The sequence below is a fragment of the Streptomyces sp. NBC_01255 genome, from assembly GCF_036226445.1.
Taxonomy (GTDB): Bacteria; Actinomycetota; Actinomycetes; order Streptomycetales; family Streptomycetaceae; genus Streptomyces.
In genome coordinates this window covers 8,291,949-8,310,494 of sequence record NZ_CP108474.1, presented here as the reverse complement: position 1 = coordinate 8,310,494, position 18,546 = coordinate 8,291,949, and the positions used below count along the sequence as shown (strand labels likewise).

Genomic DNA, 18,546 nt, shown 5'->3' with positions numbered 1-18,546 from the left:
GCTTCACGCCCCAGGCGGGGACGGTCGGGCGTCAACCCGGGCGCGCTGTCCGCTCACCGTCCGAGGGCGGCCATCGCGGCGTTGTGGCCGGGGATGCCGCTGACTCCGCCGCCCCGGATCGCGCCCGCTCCGCACAGCAGCACGTTGGCGTGGCGGGTCTCGACGCCCCAGCGGCCGGCGCCCTCCTCCGCGTACGGGAAGGAGAGGTCGCGGTGGAAGATGTGGCCGCCGGGCAGGCGGAGTTCGCGTTCGAGGTCGAGCGGGGTCTTCGCCTCGATGCAGGGGCGGCCGTCCTCGTCGAGGGCGAGGCAGTCGGCGATCGGCTCGTCGAGGTGGGCGTCGAGCTGGGCGAGGGTGGACTTGAGGAGGGTGGCGCGGGTGCCGTCGTTGTCGGCGGCGAACAGCCGGGCGGGTGTGTGCAGTCCGAAGAGGGTGAGGGTGTGGTGGCCCCGGGCGGCAAGGTCGGGGCCGAGGATCGTCGGGTCGGTCAGGGAGTGGCAGTAGATCTCGGAGGGCGGGGCGGTGGGGAGGTGTCCGGCGGCGGCCTCGGCGTGGGCGGCGGCGAGCTGCCCGTACCCCTCGGCGATGTGGAACGTCCCCGCGAAGGCCTCGCTCGGGTCGACGGAACGGTCACGGAGCCTCGGCAGCCGGGTGAGCAGCATGTTGACCTTGAGCTGGGCGCCTTCCGGGGGCGGCGGGGGCGTCTCGCCGAGCAGACCGGCGAGCGCCTGCGGGGAGGCGTTGACGAGCACCTGGCCGGCCTCGACGGTGCCCTCGCCGTCGTCGGCCGTGCGGTAGGTGATCGCCGCACGGCGTCCGTCGGTCTCGATACGGGTGACCTCGTGGCCCGTGAGGATGCGGGCCCCGGCGGTGCGGGCCGCGTCCGCGAGGGCGTCGGTGAGGGCGCCCATGCCGCCGACGGGGACGTCCCAGTCGCCGGTGCCGCCGCCGATGACGTGGTAGAGGAAGCAGCGGTTCTGGAGGAGCGTGGGGTCGTGGGCGTCGGCGAAGGTGCCGATGAGGGCGTCGGTGAGGACGACCCCGCGCACGAGGTCGTCGGCGAAGGCGCGTTCGACGGTGACGCCGAGGGGTTCCTCGAAGAGCATCCGCCACGTCTCGGCGTCGTCGACGCGGGCGCGGAGCGCGGCACGGGTGGGGAGCGGCTCGGTGAGCGTGGGGAAGATGCGGCGGGCGGCCCGGCCGGTACGGCCGTAGAAGGCCTGCCAGGCCTCGTACGCGCGGTCGGAGCCGGTGAGCGCGGCGAAGGAGGCCCGCGTGCGGTCGGACCCTCCGCCGACGAGGAGACCGCCGTCGCCCTTCGGGGTGTACGAGGAGATGGACCGCTTCCGTACGGCGAAGCGCAGCCCCAGCTCCCGCGTGATCTTCTCGGGGAGGAGCGAGACGAGGTACGAGTACCGGGAGAGGCGGGCGTCGACCCCGGCGAAGGGCCGTGTGGAGACGGCCGCCCCACCGGTGGAACCGAGCCGCTCCAGGACGAGGACGGACCGGCCGGCACGGGCCAGATAGGCGGCGGCGACGAGGCCGTTGTGACCGCCTCCGACGATCACGGCGTCGTACGCGCGGGGTGCGCCGGGGGCGCCGGGAAGCGGGGCACGGGCGGTCATGGCTCATGCTCACACGGCATCGACGGGCTGGGGAAGACCGCGGGACCGCGGGCCACCGGATGGCCGACGGAGCGGATCCGTACGGCCGCGAGCCGGTACGTGTCCCCGCCCGAGATCGCGCCGCACAGTGCGGGCGCGGCCGTCGACCTCACCCTGGTCGGCCCGACGGGCGTGAACTGGACTTGGGGACCCGGATGAACGCAGGGCGGGAGGCCGCTGGGCCACTGGGCGGCTGAGCCGCAGAGCCGCAGAGCCGCAGAGCCGCAGAGCCGCAGAGCCGCAGAGCCGCAGCCGAGCGTCGGGGCTCATGCCTAGTCCGAGGCGGGGAGGCCGGACGTGGCGCGGTGGAGGGCGGCGGCCTCCGTGGGGCGGCCGAGGCGCTCCAGGCACTGGGCCTCGTCGTCACGGCCCGCGAGGGTGTCCGGGTGGTCCGGGCCGAGGACCCGCCTGCGGATGGCCGCGATCGCCCGGTGGGCTGTGAGGGCCTCCTCCCAGCGGCCGAGCCGCCCGAGGGCGACGGCGGTCTCGCGGTGGCTCAGGAGGGTGTCGTGGTGGTCGGGGCCCAGGACGCGCTCCCGGGCGGAGCGGACGCTCTCGGACTCGTCGAGCGCCTCCTCCCACCGCCCGAGCCTGCCGAGGTTGACCGCGAGGGCGTGGCGGGCGCGCAGGGTCTCGGGGCCGTCGGAGCCCTGCACGCGCGTGCGGGCCGCGACGACGTCACGGCAGACGTCGAGCGCGTCCGCGGCCTGCCCGATACGGCCGAGGCAGACCCCGGTCTCGTAGCGGGCGGTGAGGGTGTCCGGGTGGTCGTCGCCGAGGGCCGCGGCGCGCGCGTCGGCCACGGCGCGGTACTGGGCGAGCGCTTCCTGCCCGCGCCCCAGCCGTCCGAGGGTGTACGCGACTTCGTGGCGGGTCACGAGCGTGTCGGGGTGGTCCTCGCCGAGCAGCCGGGCCCGGGCCTCCACGACCTCGTGTGCCGTGCGGTACGACTCCTCCAGGCGGCCGAGGCGCCCGAGCGTGAAGGCGAGGTTGTGCCGGCAGCGCAGCGTGTCGGGGTGGTCGGGGCCCACGGTGCGCTCGCGGGCGGCGAGCACGGCGACGTACACCTCGTACGCCTCGGTGTGCCGGCCGAGACGGCCCAGCGCGTACGCCCGCTCCTGACGCGCCGCCAGGGTGTCGGGGTGGTCGTCGCCGAGGACCCGGGCGCGGCCTTCGGCGACGCGGTCGAAGGCGTCGAGGGCCTCGGCAGGGCGGTCGAGTCGGGCGAGTGCGAAGCCGACCTCGTAACGGCTGGTCAGCGTGTCGGGATGGTCGTCGCCGAGGACGCGGGCGCGGTGCTCGGCGACGGACCGGTGCACCGTCTCGGACTCGTCCCAGCGGTCGAGTCGGCCGAGGCCGATCCCGGCGCGGTGGCGGCCGGCGAGCACGGCGAGCAGCTCCGCGGTGGGCCCGGGGGCGGGAACCGCCGTCTCGTCGGCGAGCGAGCTCGCGTCCGACGCGCGCGTGGCGGTGGTCCACTCGGTGGTGAGCACGGCCGCGGCCGGGTCGTGGGCGACCGGACGCGGCGTCGTGGCGGCGCCGGCCGGGGCGCCCGCGACCACCGGCCGGTGTCCGCCGCTCATCCCCCGGGCCCACACGGGCGCGTGCGCACCGGGGCCGGGTACCAGGACTCCTGGCACCGGGTACGGCGCGGTCTCCGCGAGCTCCAGGCCAGGCCCCGGGACCGGTACGGGCACCGGGGTCGGGGCGAAGCGGCCCGAGACGATCCGGCGCCGCAGGTCGCCCGCGTCGGCGGGTCGCTCCTCGGGGACCTTGGCGAGCAGGTCGACGACGATCCGGTCGAAGTAGGGGGGCAGCTCGGCGCGGTGCGAGCGCGGCGGGCGCGGCACCGTGTCCCGGTGTCCGATGAGGATCGCCCAGGAGTCGTCCAGGTCGAAGGGCGGGGCACCGGTGGCCAGTTCGTACAGCACGCACCCCAGCGAGTAGAGGTCGCTGCGGTGGTCGACCTCGCCGCCGCCGATCTGCTCCGGGGACATGTAGTGGGGCGTCCCCATGGCGATGCCGGTGCCGGTGAGCTTGGAGGTGAAGCCCATGTCGGTGCCGAGGCGCGCTATTCCGAAGTCGCAGATCTTCACCGTCCCGTCCGCCAGCCGCATGATGTTCGCGGGCTTGAGGTCGCGGTGCACGATGCCCTGGCGGTGCGTGTAGGCGAGGGCGTCGGCGACCTGGTCGGCGATCTCGACGAGGTCCTGGACGGGCAGCGGGTGCTTGGAGTTGGCCGTGAGGAGCTGGCTGAGGTTGCGTCCCTCCAGGAGCTCCATGACCAGGAAGAGCACGCCGTCGTACTCGCCGAAGTCGTGCACGACGGTGATGCCGCGGTGCTGGAGCGCGGCGGCGACGCGGGCCTCGCGCCGGAAGCGCTCGCGCACCACCGAGAGGAAGTGCGGGTCGTGCTGCGGACCGAGCGGCTTGAGGCACTTCACGGCGACGCCGCGCCCGAGTGCCTCGTCGGTGGCACGCCAGACCTCGCCCATGCCGCCGCGGCCGATGACCTCGTGCAGGCGGTACCGGCCCTGGATCAGCCTGCTGTCCCCCATCGTGTGCTGTCGCCCCCGTCGCTTGCGTGCACCCTCCCCGACATGTCCAGTATGGCCGCAGGGTCCGACAGTGGGTACAGGTAGGGCGCGTGTCAGGGGTCGGGGGGCGTACCGACGCCCGCGCCCGGGGCGCCGAGGAGGGCGTGGGGGTCGGGGCGGGTGTCCTGGCCGAGGCGGTCCATGGCCCGGAGGATGTGCCGCGGCGGCAGCCGCCAGCGCAGGCGGTCGGGGACGCACCGGAGGAGGTTGGCCGTCGCGGTGAGCCGGTGGGTGACGGTCTCGGGCGCCGGGGCGGGCCTGCCGTAGAGCGCGTGGGCGTAGGGAGGCAGGGTGTCGTACGCGAGGGCCGTCACGCGCCGCCAGATCACCTCGCGCGCCGGTACCAGGGCGGGTTTGACCGGCGGACGGCGCAGGAATTCCTCGACGGTCCGCGCGTCCGGCCCGGCGGCGAGCCGGGGAAGCACCGATGCGAAGTAGCGGGCGAGCGCGGCGGCGGAGCCCGGTACGGCGTCCGGGTCGAGGCCGACGAGACGGGCGGAGACGCGGTGCTCGTCGAGGTAGCGGTCGGCCTGGGCGTCGGTGAGCGGGATCCCGGAGCGGCGCGCCACCGAGAGGTACGAGTCGACTTCGGCGCAGTGGACCCAGAGAAGGAGTTCGGGGTCGTCCACGCCGAGCAGCCGGTGGATCCGGCGGACGCGGGCGCCGGCCGCCTCCGCCGCCCCGGTGGTCCCGTAGCTCAGCGTGCCGACGAAGTTCGCGGTCCGCATGAGGCGGCCCCAGGGGTCTTCGCGGAAGCTGCTGTTGATCATGACGCCGCGGACGGCGACGGGGTGGAGCGCCTGGAGCCAGAGGGCCCGGACGCCGGCGATCCACATCACGGGGTCGCCGTGGAGCTGCCAGGTGACGGAGCGGGGTCCGAAGAGCCCGGGGTCGGCGTCCTGCCTCATGGCGCTCAGGCTACGCCGGAAGCCGCCCCGGACAGCAGGTCCCGGGAGAACCGGTCCCGAACGACTCGGGCCCGGTCAGGTCTCCGCTTCCTCCTCCGTGACGAGTACGCGGGTGGCAGGCGTGCCGACCAGCGCCGGGGCCCGTTCGGGACTCGCCCACACGCGCGTACGGAGGAAGTCCAGGAAGCCCTCGGCGCGCTCGGCGGTCGCGAAGGACAGGTCGACGACGACGTAGGCGGGGTCGTCGACGGGCCGGCGCACCTGGTGCCGGAGCACTCCGGCGTCCCTGCGGGCGTCGGCGAAGCGGTCGAACGCCGCCTTCCACACGGTGTAGTCGGTGATCGGGTGTTCGATGTGCAGGGTGATCACGGCTCCTCCTCCCGGCGTCCGGGGGAACGCTTCCAGCGTGGACCGCGGCACCGCGTCGCGTACATCCCAGATCTCTGGGGTATCGGCCCGTACGCTCCGCCCATGCCCCTTCCCGCCGCGCACGCCCGCTCCCGCGAGCGCGTCCTGCGGATCTGCGCGGCCGGCGGGGCCGACGGGGACGCGCACACGCTGCGGGTCCGGCTGCTCCGGGAGTTCCGGGCGCTGCTCGGCGCCGAGGCGTTCGCGTTCCTCCTGACCGATCCGGTGACGTCGGTGGGGTGCGCGCCGGTGGCCCGGGTACCGGTCCTGCCGGAGTTGCCCCGGCTGATCCGGCTCAAGTACCTGACCCGCGCGGACCGCTGGACGTCCCTGAAGGGTGCCGCCGCGCTGAGCGGCCTGCCGGAGGTGGAACGGGGGCCGCTGTGGGAGGAGCTGTTGCGGCCGGCCGGGGTGCGGGACGTGGCGTCGGCGGTGTTCCGCGACCGGTTCGGCTGCTGGGGCTTCCTCGATCTGTGGCGGTACGGGGCGGAGTTCGGCGCGGCCGACCTGGCGTATCTGGACGCGGTGGCCGCGCCGGTCACCGAGGCACTGCGGCGCGCCCAGGCCGCGGGGTTCCCGGCGCGCCCGCCCGGTGCGGCCGGGCCGGGCCCGCTGGTGCTGCTGCTCTCCCCGGACCTGCGGGTGCGCGGCCAGACGCCCGAGGCCCCGGCCTATCTGGCGGGCCTGATCCCGCCGGAGGAGGGCCGGGCGCCGGTCCCGGCGGCCGCGTACAACGTGGCCGCGCAGCTGCTCGCCCGCGAGGCGGGCGTCGATCCGAACCCGCCACGCGCGCGCGTGCACCTCGCCGACGGCCTGTGGCTGACGCTGCGCGCGGCACGGATCGACCACGGATCGAGAGTGACAGGCGCGGGCGCGGGCGTGCCGGGCGCAGGCGGGTCGGGCGCGGGCGTGCCGGGCGCGGGTGTGCCGGGCGCGGAGGGATCGACACCGCTCGACCGGGAGATCGCCGTGACCATCGAGGAGACCACCCCGACCGACCGCCTGGACGTGTTCTGCCGCGCCCACGGCCTGACGGCTCGCGAGACGGAACTGCTCGGCCACCTCGCGGACGGCGCCGACACCGGCACGGCGGCGCACGCGATGTCCCTGTCCGCGCACACCGTCCAGGACCATCTCAAGTCCGTCTTCACGAAGACCGGCACCCGCCACCGCCGCGGGCTCCTGGCCCGCGCGCTGGGCACCTGAGCCGGGCCTCGGACAGGCCCTAGCCGATGTCCACCACGCGCGCCCAGGAGGGCGGCGAGTCCGGTACGTGGTCGGGGTCGTCCTCGTCCCAGCTCCAGCGCGCGTACTGGCGGGAGAACAGTCCCACCACCGTCCGGCACGGCGGTCGTCTCCGTGGCCAGGGTGTCTGGCCGTCGGTCAGCACGACGACGACGTCCGGCCGGGGCCGCGCGGCCAGTGCCGCGGCGAAGCCGGTCCGCAGATCCGTACCCCCGCCGCCGATCAGCGGGATGCCCTCGGCGCGGCACAGCGGGTGCGCGATCCGGGCCGCCGCGTCGCACGGCACCACGGTGACCAGGTCACGACGGCCTCCGACGGCCCGGGAGATCGCGGCGACTTCGAGGAGCGCGCTGCCCAGCTCGCCGTCGCTCACCGAGCCGGACGTGTCGATGATCACGGAGACCCTGGGCGGTCTGCGCCGCAGGCTCGGCAGGACGGCTCCTGGCACCGCCGTCGCGCGCCGCGAGGGCCGTCCGTACGTGTGGTCCTCGCCCGCTCCCGAGCCGGTGGCCGCCGAGCGCACCGCCGCTCCGAGCAGCTCCCGCCACGGCTGGGGCGCGTGGAAGGCCTCCTCCGCCCACCTCCGCCAGCCCTGGGGGGCGTCCCCCGGCCGGCCGGTGATGCCCTGGGCCACCCGGAACCGGACGGCGTCCTGCTCCTGCTCGCTGAGCCCGTGCGCACCGTCCGGCCCCAGGTCCCACGGCCGTTCCAAGCCGTCGGCGCCGCTGCCGCAGTCCAGCCAGGCCGCGCTCTCCAGGTGCGGACCGAGCCGGAACTGACGCAGGTAGTCCTCCATGAGCTCGCCTTCCGGGAGCCCCAGGGATTCCGGATCGACGGCGCCTTCGGGCCGGGCAAGGCCGTCGCCGAACACGTCGTCGTTGATCTCGCAGTCCGCGGCGATGTTGATCCGCAACCGGTCGCCCGGGCGGGTCAGACCGCGCTGTCTCGCGACCCGGTCACCCCGCCCGTGGTGGTCGCGGAGCAGATGCGACACCTCGTGCACCCACACCCCGGCCAGCTCCTCCACCGGCATCCGGTCGACGAAGGCCGGGGAGACGTAGCAACGCCAGTACCGGTCGACGGCCATCGTCGGCACCTGCCGTGACTCGATGGTGTGGAGGGCGAAGAGCGCGGTCGCCAGATAGGGCCGTGCGCGGACGGCGTGCAGCCGGGCGGCGAAGAGTTTGTCGCGGTCGAGTGCCTCCGGCGCGTGGGGAGCGGCCGGGCCGTTCGGTGTACGTCGGGTCATCGGGCCGCCACCTCTTCCGCGACCGCGACCCGGTCGGCCGCGCGATCCGCCCGCCGGGACAGGGACACCGCTCCGGCGAGCCGCTCGATCGACGCCGGAACGTCCCAGTCCTCCTGCCGCAGCGCGGCGAGGGTCGTCGCGGGGACGACGACCAGGTCGGGGGCCCCGGTCTCCATCGCACGGGCCAGGAGGGCCCAGGCCGCGTCCCAGCGGGACTTGTCCGGGCGGGCGCGGACCGCCGCCACGACTCCGTCCAGTGCGGCCTGACGCAGGTCTCCCCGTTCGGGCAGGCCGGCGTTGTCGGGGTCGGCGAGCAGCGTCTCGGGGTCCGGCAGGTCCATCCGGTCCAGGGCGGCCAGGAGTTCGAGGCCGGGCCCGTCGCCCACGGTGCCTCTGACGAGCAGGGACAGGACGTCGCGCGCGGAGCCCGCCGCGGTCGCGAAGGCGACCAGATGGAGGGTCATCTCCCAGCTCCGGGGTGACGGCCAGGCGCCACCCCGGCGCGTCTCTCCGCTCGGCAGTCGGTGGACGAGCGCGGGGCGGGCGGCGAGGAGCCCGCAGACCGCGCGGCGGGCGAAGTCCACGGCCTCCGGCAGCTTCGCCGGGTCGAGCCGCGGCAGGGTGGCCCGCGGCCAGGTCCCGCCGAGACCGCGGACGACCACCTCGTGGTCGTGGGTCCACTGGAGGTGCACGAACCGGTTGGCCAGGGGCGGGCTCAGCTCCCAGCCGTCGGCCGCCGAGGCGCGCGGGTTGGCGGCGGCCACGATGCGCACACCGGGCGGCAACCGCAGGGCGCCCACCCGCCGTTCGAGCACGAGGCGCAGCAGGGCGGCCTGCACGGCGGGGGTCGCCGTGGACAGCTCGTCGAGGAACAGCAGCCCCCGCCCGGCCCGTACGAGACGCACGGCCCAGTCCGGCGGCGCCATCGGGATGCCCTGCTCGGCGGGATCGTCCCCGACGACGGGGAGTCCCGAGAAGTCCGAGGGCTCGTGGACGCTGGCGATCACCGTGGTCAGCGGAAGGTCGAGGGACGCGGCCAGCTGGGTCAGGGCCGCGGTCTTGCCGATGCCCGGTTCGCCCCACAGGAGTACGGGCAGGTCGGCGGCGACGGCCAGGGTCAGGGCCTCCAGTTGGGGGTCGGGGCGCGGCTCGGTGCTCGTGTCGCGCAGCAGGTCCAGCAGCTCACCGGCGACGTCGAGTTGGTCGATCCCGTCGGGGTGCGCGGGGGTGGCGGCGTACAGGGTGTTCGTCGGCATGGGTGATCACCTGAGGGTTCGGGACGGCCGATTCGGCCGGGGGGGCGGAAGCAGGGCAGGGATGGAGGTTCCCCGGTCAGCGACGGGTCACGTCGCGCGGGTGCGAACGCCGGTCGCGGGGACGGCGGGCGCCCGGGAGGAGTCGGTCGGGGGCTGGGCCGATCAGGCCGGCCCGGTAGAGGCCGTACGTGATCCGCCGGTGCGCGGCCGCCTCCAGTTCGTCGCGCAGGGCGCCGCCGCGCAGCAGTGCGTCCGGGCCGAGGAGGCTTTCGACGACGGCGAGCGCGCCGGCGGTGTCCCCGTGGTCCAGGCGTTCGCGGACGCCGGTGAGACAGTCCGGTCGGCGATGGGCCTCGTCGATGGCCTGGAGGCAGGGCAGCGGCGTACCCGTCAGGGCGGCGAGGAGTTCCTCTCGTCCGACCTCGGCCGGTTCGTGGTCCAGTGCGGCCAGTACGCCGTCGACCAGGCCGATCCGGTGCCGGGCGCCCCGGCACTCCACGAGGCGGGGCTGTCCCGCCGGGTCCGGTGGCCGGAAGGGGCCGGTCGGCCGATGGTCCGGTACGAGTGCCGCGGCGACGAGCGGGTGCAGTCGGTCGACCTCGACGAGTCCGGCGCGGAGCAGTTCGAGGTCGGGCAGGACCCATGTGGCCGCGTCGGGCAGAACGGGCAGCGTGTCGGCGAGGTTCTCCGAAGGCTCCGCGGGTTCCGGGGTCTGCGGGGTCTGCGGGGATTGCGGAGTGACCGCCGCGAACCCGTCGAGGAGTGGTTCCAGGAGCACCCGCCGCCGGGAGCCGAGCCGCACCACGACGGCGCCGCCGCCGGGTCGGCCCTCCGCGCGGTTCACGAGCTCCGCCTCGGCCGCCCACCGGTCGACGGCGCAGCTGAGCCCGGGCGGCAGAGGCACCGTCAGGAGTTCCGCCGGACCGGAGGCGGGAGCGGGAGCGGGAGCGGGTTCGCGGCCGTCCCCCGACCGGACGCGGAGCTCATCAGCCCTGCGGGCGTCCCACAGGTGGCGGTGCAGGTCGAGGCGGAACCGCCGGCTGGGGCGGGGATGCGGATGCCGTGCCGCGGCGCCCGTGGGGTGACCGTCCCACAGGGCGAGGCTGATCCGCTGACCGGCGTCCGCCCAGGCGGGCGGAGTCCGCACCACGAGGTGCGGCGCCGGTTCCGCACCGTCCGGGCCGGTCTGCCCGTACCGGGCCAGAGCAATGGTCAGGCCCGGTCGCAGCAGTCCGTCCGGAGCGATCCGCGGCATGTGCCACCGCAGCAGATCGGGTGCCAGATGGCGCAGATCGTCGCGGACGCGGCGGGCGAGTTCCCGGCCGTGGACGCGGCCCACGGAACGGAGATCGAGATCGACATCGATCCCGGCGGCGGCACAGGCCCCCGCCCAGTCGCCGCCGAGGCGGCGGGTGGAGGCTGTCTCGATCATGGAGGGCGGCACGGCGAACTCGCGCACGCGCAGCCAGAGGGAGAGGCGGGAGGCCCCGTTCGCTGTCGAGGTGAGCATCAGCACTCACCTTGCGCGGACGGGTCCCCCAATCTGTGAACAGAGTGAGTAGTCGTCATCGCGATGATCGTAGGGCTGCTCATGACGACCCGCCACCGAATTCTCGCCTCTCTGGAACGTCCGCCGGACAGGCCCTAAGCGGCCCGCTCCTGCGGCTCGCCCTTGCGGACCGTGCAGTGGAGCGAGTCGTCCACGATGTCGGCGACGATCGTGTCGCCGGGCCCGGCCTCGCCGCCGAGCAGCAGGTTGGCGACGCGGTTGTCGAGTTCCCGCTGGATCGTGCGGCGCAGCGGGCGGGCGCCGAACGCCGGCTGGTAGCCGTGCGCGACGAGCAGCTTCTTCGCCGCCTCGGTGACCTCGAGGGTCATGCCCTGGGCGTGGACGCGGTGCTTGCTGCGGTCGAGGAGGTGTTCGAGGATCTCCGACAGGTCTCCCTCGGTGAGGCTGTGGAAGACGATGATGTCGTCGATGCGGTTGAGGAACTCCGGCAGGAACTTCCCCCGCAGGTCCTGCATCAGCTCGTCCTTGAGTTCGGCCGCGTCGCCCTCGTGGGCGAGGATGCGATGGGCGCCGATGTTGGACGTCATGATGACGACGCAGTGGCGGAAGTCGACGGTGCGGCCCTGTCCGTCGGTGAGCCGGCCGTCGTCGAGGATCTGGAGCAGTGTGTTGAAGACGTCGGGGTGCCCCTTCTCCACCTCGTCGAACAGCACGACGCTGTACGGCTGGCGGCGGACCTTCTCGGTGAGCTGGCCGGCCTCCTCGTAACCGACGTATCCGGGAGGCGCGCCGACGAGCCGGGCCACGGTGTGCTTCTCCTGGAACTCGCTCATGTCGAAGCGGATCATGCGGTCCTCGTCGCCGAACAGCAGCTCGGCGAGTGTCTTGGCGAGTTCCGTCTTGCCGACGCCCGTGGGCCCGAGGAAGAGGAACGATCCGACGGGGCGGTTCGGGTCGCCCATGCCCGCCCGGTTGCGGCGTACGGCCTCGGAGACCGCGGTGACCGCCTCGGTCTGGCCGACGATCCTCGCGTGCATCTCCTCCTCCAGCCTGAGGAGCTTCTCCTTCTCGCTGGCGGTGAGCTGGGAGACCGGGATGCCCGTGCGGCGGGAGACGATCTCGGCGATGTCGGAGGCGGTGACCGAGACGACGCCCTCGCGGCGCTCCTCGATGCCCGCGAGCTCGCCCTCGATCTCGGCCATCTGCCGCTTCAGCTCCGAGGCCTTCTCGAACTCCTCGCCCGCGACGGCCTGGTCCTTCTCGCGCGTCAGCTTCGCGAGGCGGTCCTCGCGGCTGACGACCTCGGTCGACCGGCCGGCGCTGCGCAGCCGTACCCGGGCGCCGGCCTGGTCCATCAGGTCGATGGCCTTGTCGGGCAGGAAGCGGTCGCTGATGTAGCGGTCGGAGAGTTCCGCGGCCGCGGTCAGGGCGCCGTCGGCGAAGCGGACCTGGTGGTGGGCCTCGTAGGCGTCCCGCAGTCCTTCGAGGATCTGCACCGTCTCCTCGACGGTGGGCTCGGGGATGAGGACGGGCTGGAAGCGGCGTTCGAGGGCGGCGTCCTTCTCGACGTACTTGCGGTACTCGTCGATCGTCGTCGCTCCGACGACGTGGAGCTCGCCGCGCGCGAGGGCGGGCTTGAGCATGTTGCCCGCGTCCATCGAGCTCTCGCCGCCGGCGCCCGCGCCGACGACCGTGTGCAGTTCGTCGATGAAGAGGATGATGTCGCCGCCGGCCTCCTGCACCTCCTCGATGACCTTCTTCAGCCGCTCCTCGAACTGGCCGCGGTACTGGGCGCCCGCGACCAGGCCGGACATGTCGAGGGAGACGACGCGCTTGTTCTTCAGGGCGTCGGGCACCTCGCCCGCCACGATGCGCTGGGCCAGTCCCTCGACGATGGCGGTCTTCCCGACGCCGGGCTCGCCGATCAGCACGGGGTTGTTCTTGGAGCGCCGCGAGAGGATCTCCACGGTCTGCTCGATCTCCTCCGCCCGGCCGACGACCGGGTCGAGCCTGCCCGCCTTCGCCTCCTCGGTCAGGTCCCTGCCGAACTCGTCGAGCGTCGTCGACGGCTGCTGTGCCTGCGCGCCCGCCTTGCCCTGCCTGCCCGCCCCGGCTCCGGTCCCGGTCCCGGTCCCGGCGGCGCCGTCCGCGCGTACCGCCTGGTCCGCGACGCCGCGCACCTTCCGTACGTCGACACCCTCCGCGCGCAGGAACCGCCCGGCGCCCGAGTCGGCGTCGTTGAGGAGCGCGCCGAGGATGTGCTCGGGGCCGATGTACGAGACCCCGGACGCCTGCGACGTGGCGTGGGCGAGGGCGAGCGTGCGCTTGGCGGCGGGGGTGAGCCCGGGCTCGGCGGACGGTTCCTGCGACTCCCCGGGAAGCACCTTGTCGATCTCCGCGGCGAGCGCCTCGGTGTCCACCCCGGCCTGGGCGAGGAGCCGCCGCGCGGGGTCGACCTGGGTCGTCGCCCACAGGAGGTGTTCCGTGTCGAGGTCGGACGTGCCGTCCTCGGCCGCCTTGCGCGCGGCCAGGTTGAGGAGTTCGTGCGACGACTCCGTCAGCAGCCGCCCGATCGGTACGCGCTGCACGGCAGGGGGCGACGACGCCGGCGACATCCCGAAGAACCGGCTCAGCAGATCGCTGAACGGGTCGTCGGACGAACCGAAGGGTGAACCGAACGCCATCGACATGCCGAGCTCCTGATGCGCAGGGGGGGTGGTCCTCGTCTCACACCCAAACCCGATGTCGACATGTCCGCAAACGGAGCGACGGCGGACGGAGAGGCGGTCGAGCGGAGAGGCGGTCGGACGGTGAGGCGGTCGGGCCGAGCCGTATCGTCACCGCCGGGCAGAACACCCGATCTTCGAGAGGCACCAGTCATGAACGTACCCGCATCCGGTCGACGCGTGCTCGTCAGCGGCGCGTCACGGGGGCTCGGCCGCGCGGTGGCCCGGGCGTTCGCGGCCAACGGCGACCGGGTGGCAGTCCACTTCGGCTCGCGCGAGGAGGAGGCCCGTACCACTCTCGCCTCCCTGGCCGGCGGCGGCCACACCCTGGTCGGCGGCGACCTCGCGGACCCGTCGGGGGCGGTGGCCGTGGTGGACGCGGCGGCGGAGGCACTCGGCGGAATCGACGTGCTGGTGAACAACGCGGCCGTGAATATCCGCCACCCCCTGGCGGAGACCCCGTACGAGGAGTGGGTGGAGGTGTGGCAGCGGCACGTGGCCGTGAACCTGCTCGCCACGGCCAACCTGAGCCATCTCGCCGCACGGCGGATGATCGACCAGGGCGGGGGCGGCCGGATCGTGAACATCGGCTCCCGAGGCGCCTTCCGGGGCGAGCCGGACCATCCGGCGTACGGGGCGACGAAGGCCGCCGTGCATGCCCTGGGTCAGTCGCTCGCGGTCTCGCTCGCGCCGTACGGGATCGCCGTCGCCTCCGTCGCCCCCGGCTTCTTCGCGACGGAACGGGTGGCGCCGCGTGTGGAGGGGCCCGAGGGCGAAGCGATCCGGGCGCAGAGCCCGTTCGGGCGGGTGGGCTCGGCCGAGGAGGTCGCGGCGGCGGTGCTGTGGCTCGCCTCCCCCGCCGCCGAGTGGTCCTCGGGCACGATCCTCGACCTCAATGGCGCTTCGCATCTGCGGAGTTGACGTCGGCACGGGGCCGCACGCCACGGCCCTATGCGTAGTGCCCCCGAGGTGAGTAGGCGTACTCAGGTATCGTCGCCCGGCCTCCGCGATGCTGATGCTCGAACACCGGAGCGTCATGCGTCACAGGGGGACACACATGAACCACGCCTTGCAGCTGCGCGCTGCCACTCCCGCGGATCACGACTGGATCCACCAGCTGCGCCATCGCGTGTACGCGGAGGAGCTGGGCCAGCATCCGGTGGATCCGTCGGGGCGGCTGAGCGACGGGCTCGACGGCGACAACGTGTATCTCGTGGCCGCGCGCGGCGAGACGCGGATCGGCTTCGTCAGCCTCACCCCGCCGTGGGTCGGCCGCTACTCGCTCGACAAGTACCTGACGCGCGAGGAGCTGCCGGTCCTGACGGAGGAGGCGCCCTTCGAGATCCGCGTCCTGACCGTCGAAGAGCGCTGGCGGTCCACCGCGGCGGCGCCGCTCCTCATGTACGCGGCGCTGCGCTGGGTCGCGGCGCGGGGCGGTCGCCGGGTGGTGGCGATGGGGCGCACGGAGCTGCTCGACATGTATCTCGCCGCCGGGCTGCGGCCGGTGGGGCGGACGGTCCACTCGGGCGCCGTCTCCTTCGAGGTGCTGACCGGCTCCGTGGCCGAGCTGACGAGGACGGTCGCGGAGCGCCACGGGCGGACCCTGGAGCGGCTGCGGGCGGACCTCGACTGGCGGCTGGACGTGGCGTTCGCGCCGCGCGCGGACGGCTGCGAGCACGGCGGTGCGTTCTTCTCGGCGATCGGTACGGACTTCCGGACGCTGAACCGCCGTCACGAGGTGGTCGCGGCAGACGTGCTGGACGCCTGGTTCCCGCCGTCCCCCGATGTCCGCGCGGTCCTGTCGGAGGATCCGGGGTGGGCGGCGCGGACCTCGCCGCCGACGGGCGCGGAAGGGCTGCTCGCGGAGATCGCCGGAGTCCGTGGGCTGCCGGTGGAGTCGCTGGTCGTCGGGGCGGGCTCGTCCGACCTGATCTTCCGGGCGTTCGGCCGGTGGCTGACGCCGGGCAGCCGGGTGCTCCTGCTGGATCCGAGCTACGGCGAGTACGCGCACGTCACCGAGCGGGTGATCGGCTGCCATGTCGACCGGCTGAGCCTGCGCCGGGAGGACGGCTGGCTGCTCGATCCGGCCCGGCTCGCCGCCGCGACCACGAGCGGGCGGTACGACCTCGTGGTCGTGGTCAATCCGAACAACCCGACCGGTCGCCACGCTCCCGCCGACGCGCTGCGCGCGGTGATCGAGGCCTCGCCCGCGCGGACCCGGTGGTGGATCGACGAGGCGTACCTGGGCTATGTCGATCCGGCGGATTCGCTGGCCGGGCTCGCCTCGGTCGACCCCCGGGTCGTGGTCTGCACCTCGCTGTCGAAGATGTACGCGCTGTCGGGGATGCGGGCCGCGTATCTGGTGGCGGACCAGGACACGGCCGGGGAGCTGCGCCGCTGGACGCCGCCGTGGCCCGTGAGCCTGCCGGCCCAGCTGGCCGCCGTGACAGCGCTGCGCGACCCCGCGTACTACGCGGAACGCTGGGCGCGCACCGCTGTGCTGCGCCGGGAGCTCGCCGCCGGGCTCGCGGAGCTCGACGGGTTCGCCTCGGTCGACGAGGGTGTGTCGAACTTCCTCACGGTGACCCTGCCGCCGGACGGGCCGAGCGCGCCCCTGCTGGTGCGCGAGTGCCGCCGCCACGACGTGTACCTGCGGGACCTGTCGCCGATGTCCCCGGCGTACGAGGGGCGGACCGTCCGCGTCGCCGTCCGCGACACGGCGGAGAACGCGCGGATCGTGGCGGCCTGCCGGAGCGCCCTGGAGGCCCTGGGCGCACCGGTGCCGGTGGCGTCGGGCGCGCCGGTGGCGTCGGGCGTGCGGGACGGGCGGGTCTCCTGGTGACGCCGACGGTCGCCGGTCTCGTGCCGTACCTGGGCGGGGCACTGGCGGTCGGCGGGATCGCGGTGGCGGCGACCCGGCAGCGCGAGCTGATGGTCCGCTGGTGCGTGTGGGCGCTCGGAGTCCCCCTGGTCACCGTCGCGTTCTGGCTCGGCCCGCCGGGGATCGCGGTCCTCGCGGCCGCGGTCGGGGTGATCGCGGTGGCGGAGTACGGCGGGCTGCTGCGGCTGGGCCCGGTGGACCGGGCGGTGCTCGGCGCGGCGCTCGTCGGGCTGATCCTGACCGCCTGGCTGGCACCCGGGGAAATGCTCCGGGTGGCGGCGGTCGGGGCGCTCGCGATCGCCGGGGTGCCCCTGCTGTCGGGCGACGCGGAGCACGGGCTCCGCCGCCTGGGGGCGGGGCTGCTCGGGCTCGTGTGGCTGGGTGCCCTGGCCGGCCTCGTGCCGTCGGGCGCCCTCGGTCTCGTCCTGTTCGTGGCCGTGTCGATCGCCGACATCGTCGCGTACGCGGCGGGTCGCCGTCTCGGTGGCCCCCGGCTCTCCCCGCTGTCGCCCGCCAAGCGGTGGAGCGGCACGCTGGCCGGGTCGGCGGCCGGTCTCTGCGCGCTCGCCGTGCTGTCGTCCCTGACGTGGCAGACGGCGGTGGCCGTGGCGGTCGGCGGCCCGCTCGGGGACCTGCTGGAGTCGATGGTCAAGCGGGGTGCCCACGCGAAGGACGCCGGCCGCTGGCTGGCCGGCTCCGGCGGTCTGCTGGACCGGATCGACTCGCTCCTCGTCGCCCTGGCGGTACTGCTCGTTCTGAGCTGAGGCACGGCACGGGTTCCGCTCACGGCCTCACTCGCGGGCGGATCCGGATCAGGTCGTCGTCCAGCGCTGCACCGTCTCTTCGTCGTGGGTGAGCCATGTGCCGTCGCCGAGCGGGATGGCGGCCACCCCCGGCGTCCGCGGGTAGGCGACTGCGGCGAGGGGCCTCAACGTACGGGCGTCGAGGAGGAGATGGGTGCCCTCCTCCGCCCACTGTTCCTCGGCCGCCACGACCAGGATCTGCCGGTCGTCGGCGAATCCCGGGGTGTAGCCGACGAAGACCCACCCCTCGGGGAGAACCTCACCGGCCTCGACGATCACGTCGTCGGCGCCGCCCTGCGTACGGCAGAGGTACCCTCCGCCGACGTCCTGGCCGACCACCACCCCGCCGCCGCCGAGGCCGACGTAGGGTTCCTCCGCGGTGCCCGCTGCCCGGATGTCGAGCCCGGCGGCCGTGCGGGCGACCAGCAGGCACAGGGTGCCGTCCTGGCCCATGGATGCGGTGAGCAGCACCTCGGAGCGTGCGTCCGGGAACTGCTGGAAGGCGTACGTCGCCGAGAAGGACGGCAGGACATGCTCGGCCAGCACCTCGCCGGTGGCCAGGTCGAGGGCGCGGCAGATGTCGCCGGCGTAGGACCCGCCGGGGCCGTGGGGTCCCGCCATGGCCGTCAGGAGGGCACGGCCGGAGGGGTCGGGCGTGCACGCGCCGGAGGCCGCGGGCGAATGCAACCAGCTGCCGTGGCGGTGTTCCCAGCGGACGGTGCCGTCGGCCTCGTGGACGGTGACGGCCTCCCGGCCGCTGACAGCCAGGGCGCCGTCGGGCAGCGGTGAGCAGTACGTACCGGAGCCGCCCGGAACCGGGTCGCTCCACGTGGCGCGGTCGGCGAGTACCCGGGAAGAGTCGGTGGCGACCCTTCCGGCGGTGATCACGCCGTCGTGCCGCGTGACGAGCCAGTGCGCGCCGTCGCGCAGGAGCCAGCCGTCCATGTTCCCCAGTGCCTCGCTGACACCGGGCAGGAACTCGCGGGCGAGGAGCCGTGCGGGTACACGGGGATGGTTCATGCGCTGTTCCTCGTCCCTCTCGTCAGTCAACCGATCGCGGCGCGAGTCGTTCGGCGGGAGCCCCCGAAGGAAATACCCTCCCCGGCTCACTGGAGGGCATGATAACTGCCCCGTCACAACCCTCCGGAAGTCATGAAATCCTTCAACTCGTAAATCCAAAAGAGGGCACGAAATTGTTCAGTCCGCAAATCCTGCAGAGGACATAAATTCCGTTCAGTCGCAACAGTTTCGACAAGAAATTCCAAGCTTGACGGCGCCGTTGAGCTTGTTTATGGTCCA

General features: G+C 74.1%; 13 protein-coding genes and 1 pseudogene. 5 read left to right on the top strand and 9 right to left on the bottom strand.

The genetic code is table 11. From position 1 onward, the window contains the following. Nucleotides 1-53 precede the first annotated feature (53 nt). A complete protein-coding gene (locus OG357_RS37450; RefSeq protein WP_329625351.1) occupies nucleotides 54-1,625 on the bottom strand; it encodes a phytoene desaturase family protein in 1,572 nt (523 codons plus the stop codon). Nucleotides 1,626-1,685: 60 nt separating this feature from the next. Here OG357_RS37450 and OG357_RS37445 point away from each other — a divergent pair. Next, nucleotides 1,686-1,837: pseudogene (locus tag OG357_RS37445) on the top strand (M15 family metallopeptidase); the annotation flags it as partial. A gap of 99 nt (nucleotides 1,838-1,936) precedes the next feature. On the opposite strand, the gene OG357_RS37440 reads toward OG357_RS37445, so the two are convergent. The 3 genes from OG357_RS37440 to OG357_RS37430 all read right to left on the bottom strand — a co-directional run bounded on the left by OG357_RS37440 (nucleotide 1,937) and on the right by OG357_RS37430 (nucleotide 5,538). Then, nucleotides 1,937-4,222, bottom strand: coding sequence for a serine/threonine-protein kinase (locus OG357_RS37440; protein WP_329625350.1), 2,286 nt, complete (start codon nucleotides 4,220-4,222; stop codon nucleotides 1,937-1,939). Nucleotides 4,223-4,314: 92 nt separating this feature from the next. Beyond that, nucleotides 4,315-5,169 (bottom strand): oxygenase MpaB family protein, encoded by an 855-nt coding sequence (locus tag OG357_RS37435; protein WP_329625349.1) that lies wholly within the window; start codon nucleotides 5,167-5,169, stop codon nucleotides 4,315-4,317. Between the two features lie 75 nt (nucleotides 5,170-5,244). Continuing rightward, complete coding sequence (locus OG357_RS37430) at nucleotides 5,245-5,538, bottom strand: hypothetical protein (protein ID WP_329625348.1); 294 nt, start codon at nucleotides 5,536-5,538, stop codon at nucleotides 5,245-5,247. Between the two features lie 102 nt (nucleotides 5,539-5,640). Here OG357_RS37430 and OG357_RS37425 point away from each other — a divergent pair, with 102 nt between their 5' ends. After that, a complete protein-coding gene (locus OG357_RS37425; RefSeq protein ID WP_329625347.1) occupies nucleotides 5,641-6,783 on the top strand; it encodes a helix-turn-helix transcriptional regulator in 1,143 nt (380 codons plus the stop codon). Nucleotides 6,784-6,802: 19 nt separating this feature from the next. Here the strand turns inward: OG357_RS37425 and OG357_RS37420 are convergent, their stop codons facing one another. From OG357_RS37420 to OG357_RS37405, 4 genes are all read right to left on the bottom strand, one after another. Beyond that, entirely contained in the window at nucleotides 6,803-8,071 is a 1,269-nt protein-coding gene (locus OG357_RS37420; protein WP_329625346.1) for a vWA domain-containing protein, read from the bottom strand. Further along, nucleotides 8,068-9,327 carry an AAA family ATPase gene (locus OG357_RS37415; protein ID WP_329625345.1) on the bottom strand — a complete coding sequence of 420 codons (1,260 nt, stop codon included), beginning with the start codon at nucleotides 9,325-9,327 and terminating at the stop codon, nucleotides 8,068-8,070. The genes OG357_RS37420 and OG357_RS37415 overlap by 4 nt, the downstream gene beginning before the upstream one ends. A gap of 76 nt (nucleotides 9,328-9,403) precedes the next feature. After that, nucleotides 9,404-10,837: a hypothetical protein gene (locus OG357_RS37410; RefSeq protein WP_329625344.1), complete on the bottom strand. Its 1,434-nt coding sequence runs from the start codon at nucleotides 10,835-10,837 to the stop codon at nucleotides 9,404-9,406. A 134-nt stretch (nucleotides 10,838-10,971) separates the two neighbouring features. Then, a complete protein-coding gene (locus OG357_RS37405; RefSeq protein ID WP_329625343.1) occupies nucleotides 10,972-13,527 on the bottom strand; it encodes an ATP-dependent Clp protease ATP-binding subunit in 2,556 nt (851 codons plus the stop codon). Nucleotides 13,528-13,716: 189 nt separating this feature from the next. On the opposite strand from OG357_RS37405, the gene OG357_RS37400 reads away from it, so the two are divergent. The 3 genes from OG357_RS37400 (at nucleotide 13,717) to OG357_RS37390 (ending at nucleotide 17,208) form a co-directional block, all read left to right on the top strand. Then, on the top strand, nucleotides 13,717-14,484 hold the full coding sequence (locus OG357_RS37400; protein ID WP_329625342.1) for an SDR family NAD(P)-dependent oxidoreductase: 768 nt from the start codon (nucleotides 13,717-13,719) through the stop codon (nucleotides 14,482-14,484). A 136-nt stretch (nucleotides 14,485-14,620) separates the two neighbouring features. Then, entirely contained in the window at nucleotides 14,621-16,405 is a 1,785-nt protein-coding gene (locus OG357_RS37395) for a histidinol-phosphate transaminase (RefSeq protein ID WP_329625341.1), read from the top strand. 62 nt (nucleotides 16,406-16,467) lie between these two features. Next, nucleotides 16,468-17,208, top strand: coding sequence for a phosphatidate cytidylyltransferase (locus OG357_RS37390; RefSeq protein WP_329625822.1), 741 nt, complete (start codon nucleotides 16,468-16,470; stop codon nucleotides 17,206-17,208). A gap of 48 nt (nucleotides 17,209-17,256) precedes the next feature. Here the strand turns inward: OG357_RS37390 and OG357_RS37385 are convergent, their stop codons facing one another. Further along, nucleotides 17,257-18,267 carry a hypothetical protein gene (locus OG357_RS37385; RefSeq protein ID WP_329625340.1) on the bottom strand — a complete coding sequence of 337 codons (1,011 nt, stop codon included), beginning with the start codon at nucleotides 18,265-18,267 and terminating at the stop codon, nucleotides 17,257-17,259. Nucleotides 18,268-18,546 lie beyond the last annotated feature (279 nt).

What these genes read in the sequence shown, in the direction of transcription:
- OG357_RS37420 (WP_329625346.1), bottom strand. Translation starts at nt 8,071, where the DNA reads ATGACCCGACGTACACCGAACGGCCCGGCCGCTCCCCACGCGCCGGAG.
- OG357_RS37400 (WP_329625342.1), top strand. Translation starts at nt 13,717, where the DNA reads ATGAACGTACCCGCATCCGGTCGACGCGTGCTCGTCAGCGGCGCGTCA.
- OG357_RS37435 (WP_329625349.1), bottom strand. Translation starts at nt 5,169, where the DNA reads ATGAGGCAGGACGCCGACCCCGGGCTCTTCGGACCCCGCTCCGTCACC.
- OG357_RS37425 (WP_329625347.1), top strand. Translation starts at nt 5,641, where the DNA reads ATGCCCCTTCCCGCCGCGCACGCCCGCTCCCGCGAGCGCGTCCTGCGG.
- OG357_RS37395 (WP_329625341.1), top strand. Translation starts at nt 14,621, where the DNA reads ATGAACCACGCCTTGCAGCTGCGCGCTGCCACTCCCGCGGATCACGAC.
- OG357_RS37410 (WP_329625344.1), bottom strand. Translation starts at nt 10,837, where the DNA reads ATGCTCACCTCGACAGCGAACGGGGCCTCCCGCCTCTCCCTCTGGCTG.
- OG357_RS37405 (WP_329625343.1), bottom strand. Translation starts at nt 13,527, where the DNA reads ATGTCGATGGCGTTCGGTTCACCCTTCGGTTCGTCCGACGACCCGTTC.
- OG357_RS37440 (WP_329625350.1), bottom strand. Translation starts at nt 4,222, where the DNA reads ATGGGGGACAGCAGGCTGATCCAGGGCCGGTACCGCCTGCACGAGGTC.
- OG357_RS37450 (WP_329625351.1), bottom strand. Translation starts at nt 1,625, where the DNA reads ATGACCGCCCGTGCCCCGCTTCCCGGCGCCCCCGGCGCACCCCGCGCG.
- OG357_RS37385 (WP_329625340.1), bottom strand. Translation starts at nt 18,267, where the DNA reads ATGAACCATCCCCGTGTACCCGCACGGCTCCTCGCCCGCGAGTTCCTG.
- OG357_RS37415 (WP_329625345.1), bottom strand. Translation starts at nt 9,327, where the DNA reads ATGCCGACGAACACCCTGTACGCCGCCACCCCCGCGCACCCCGACGGG.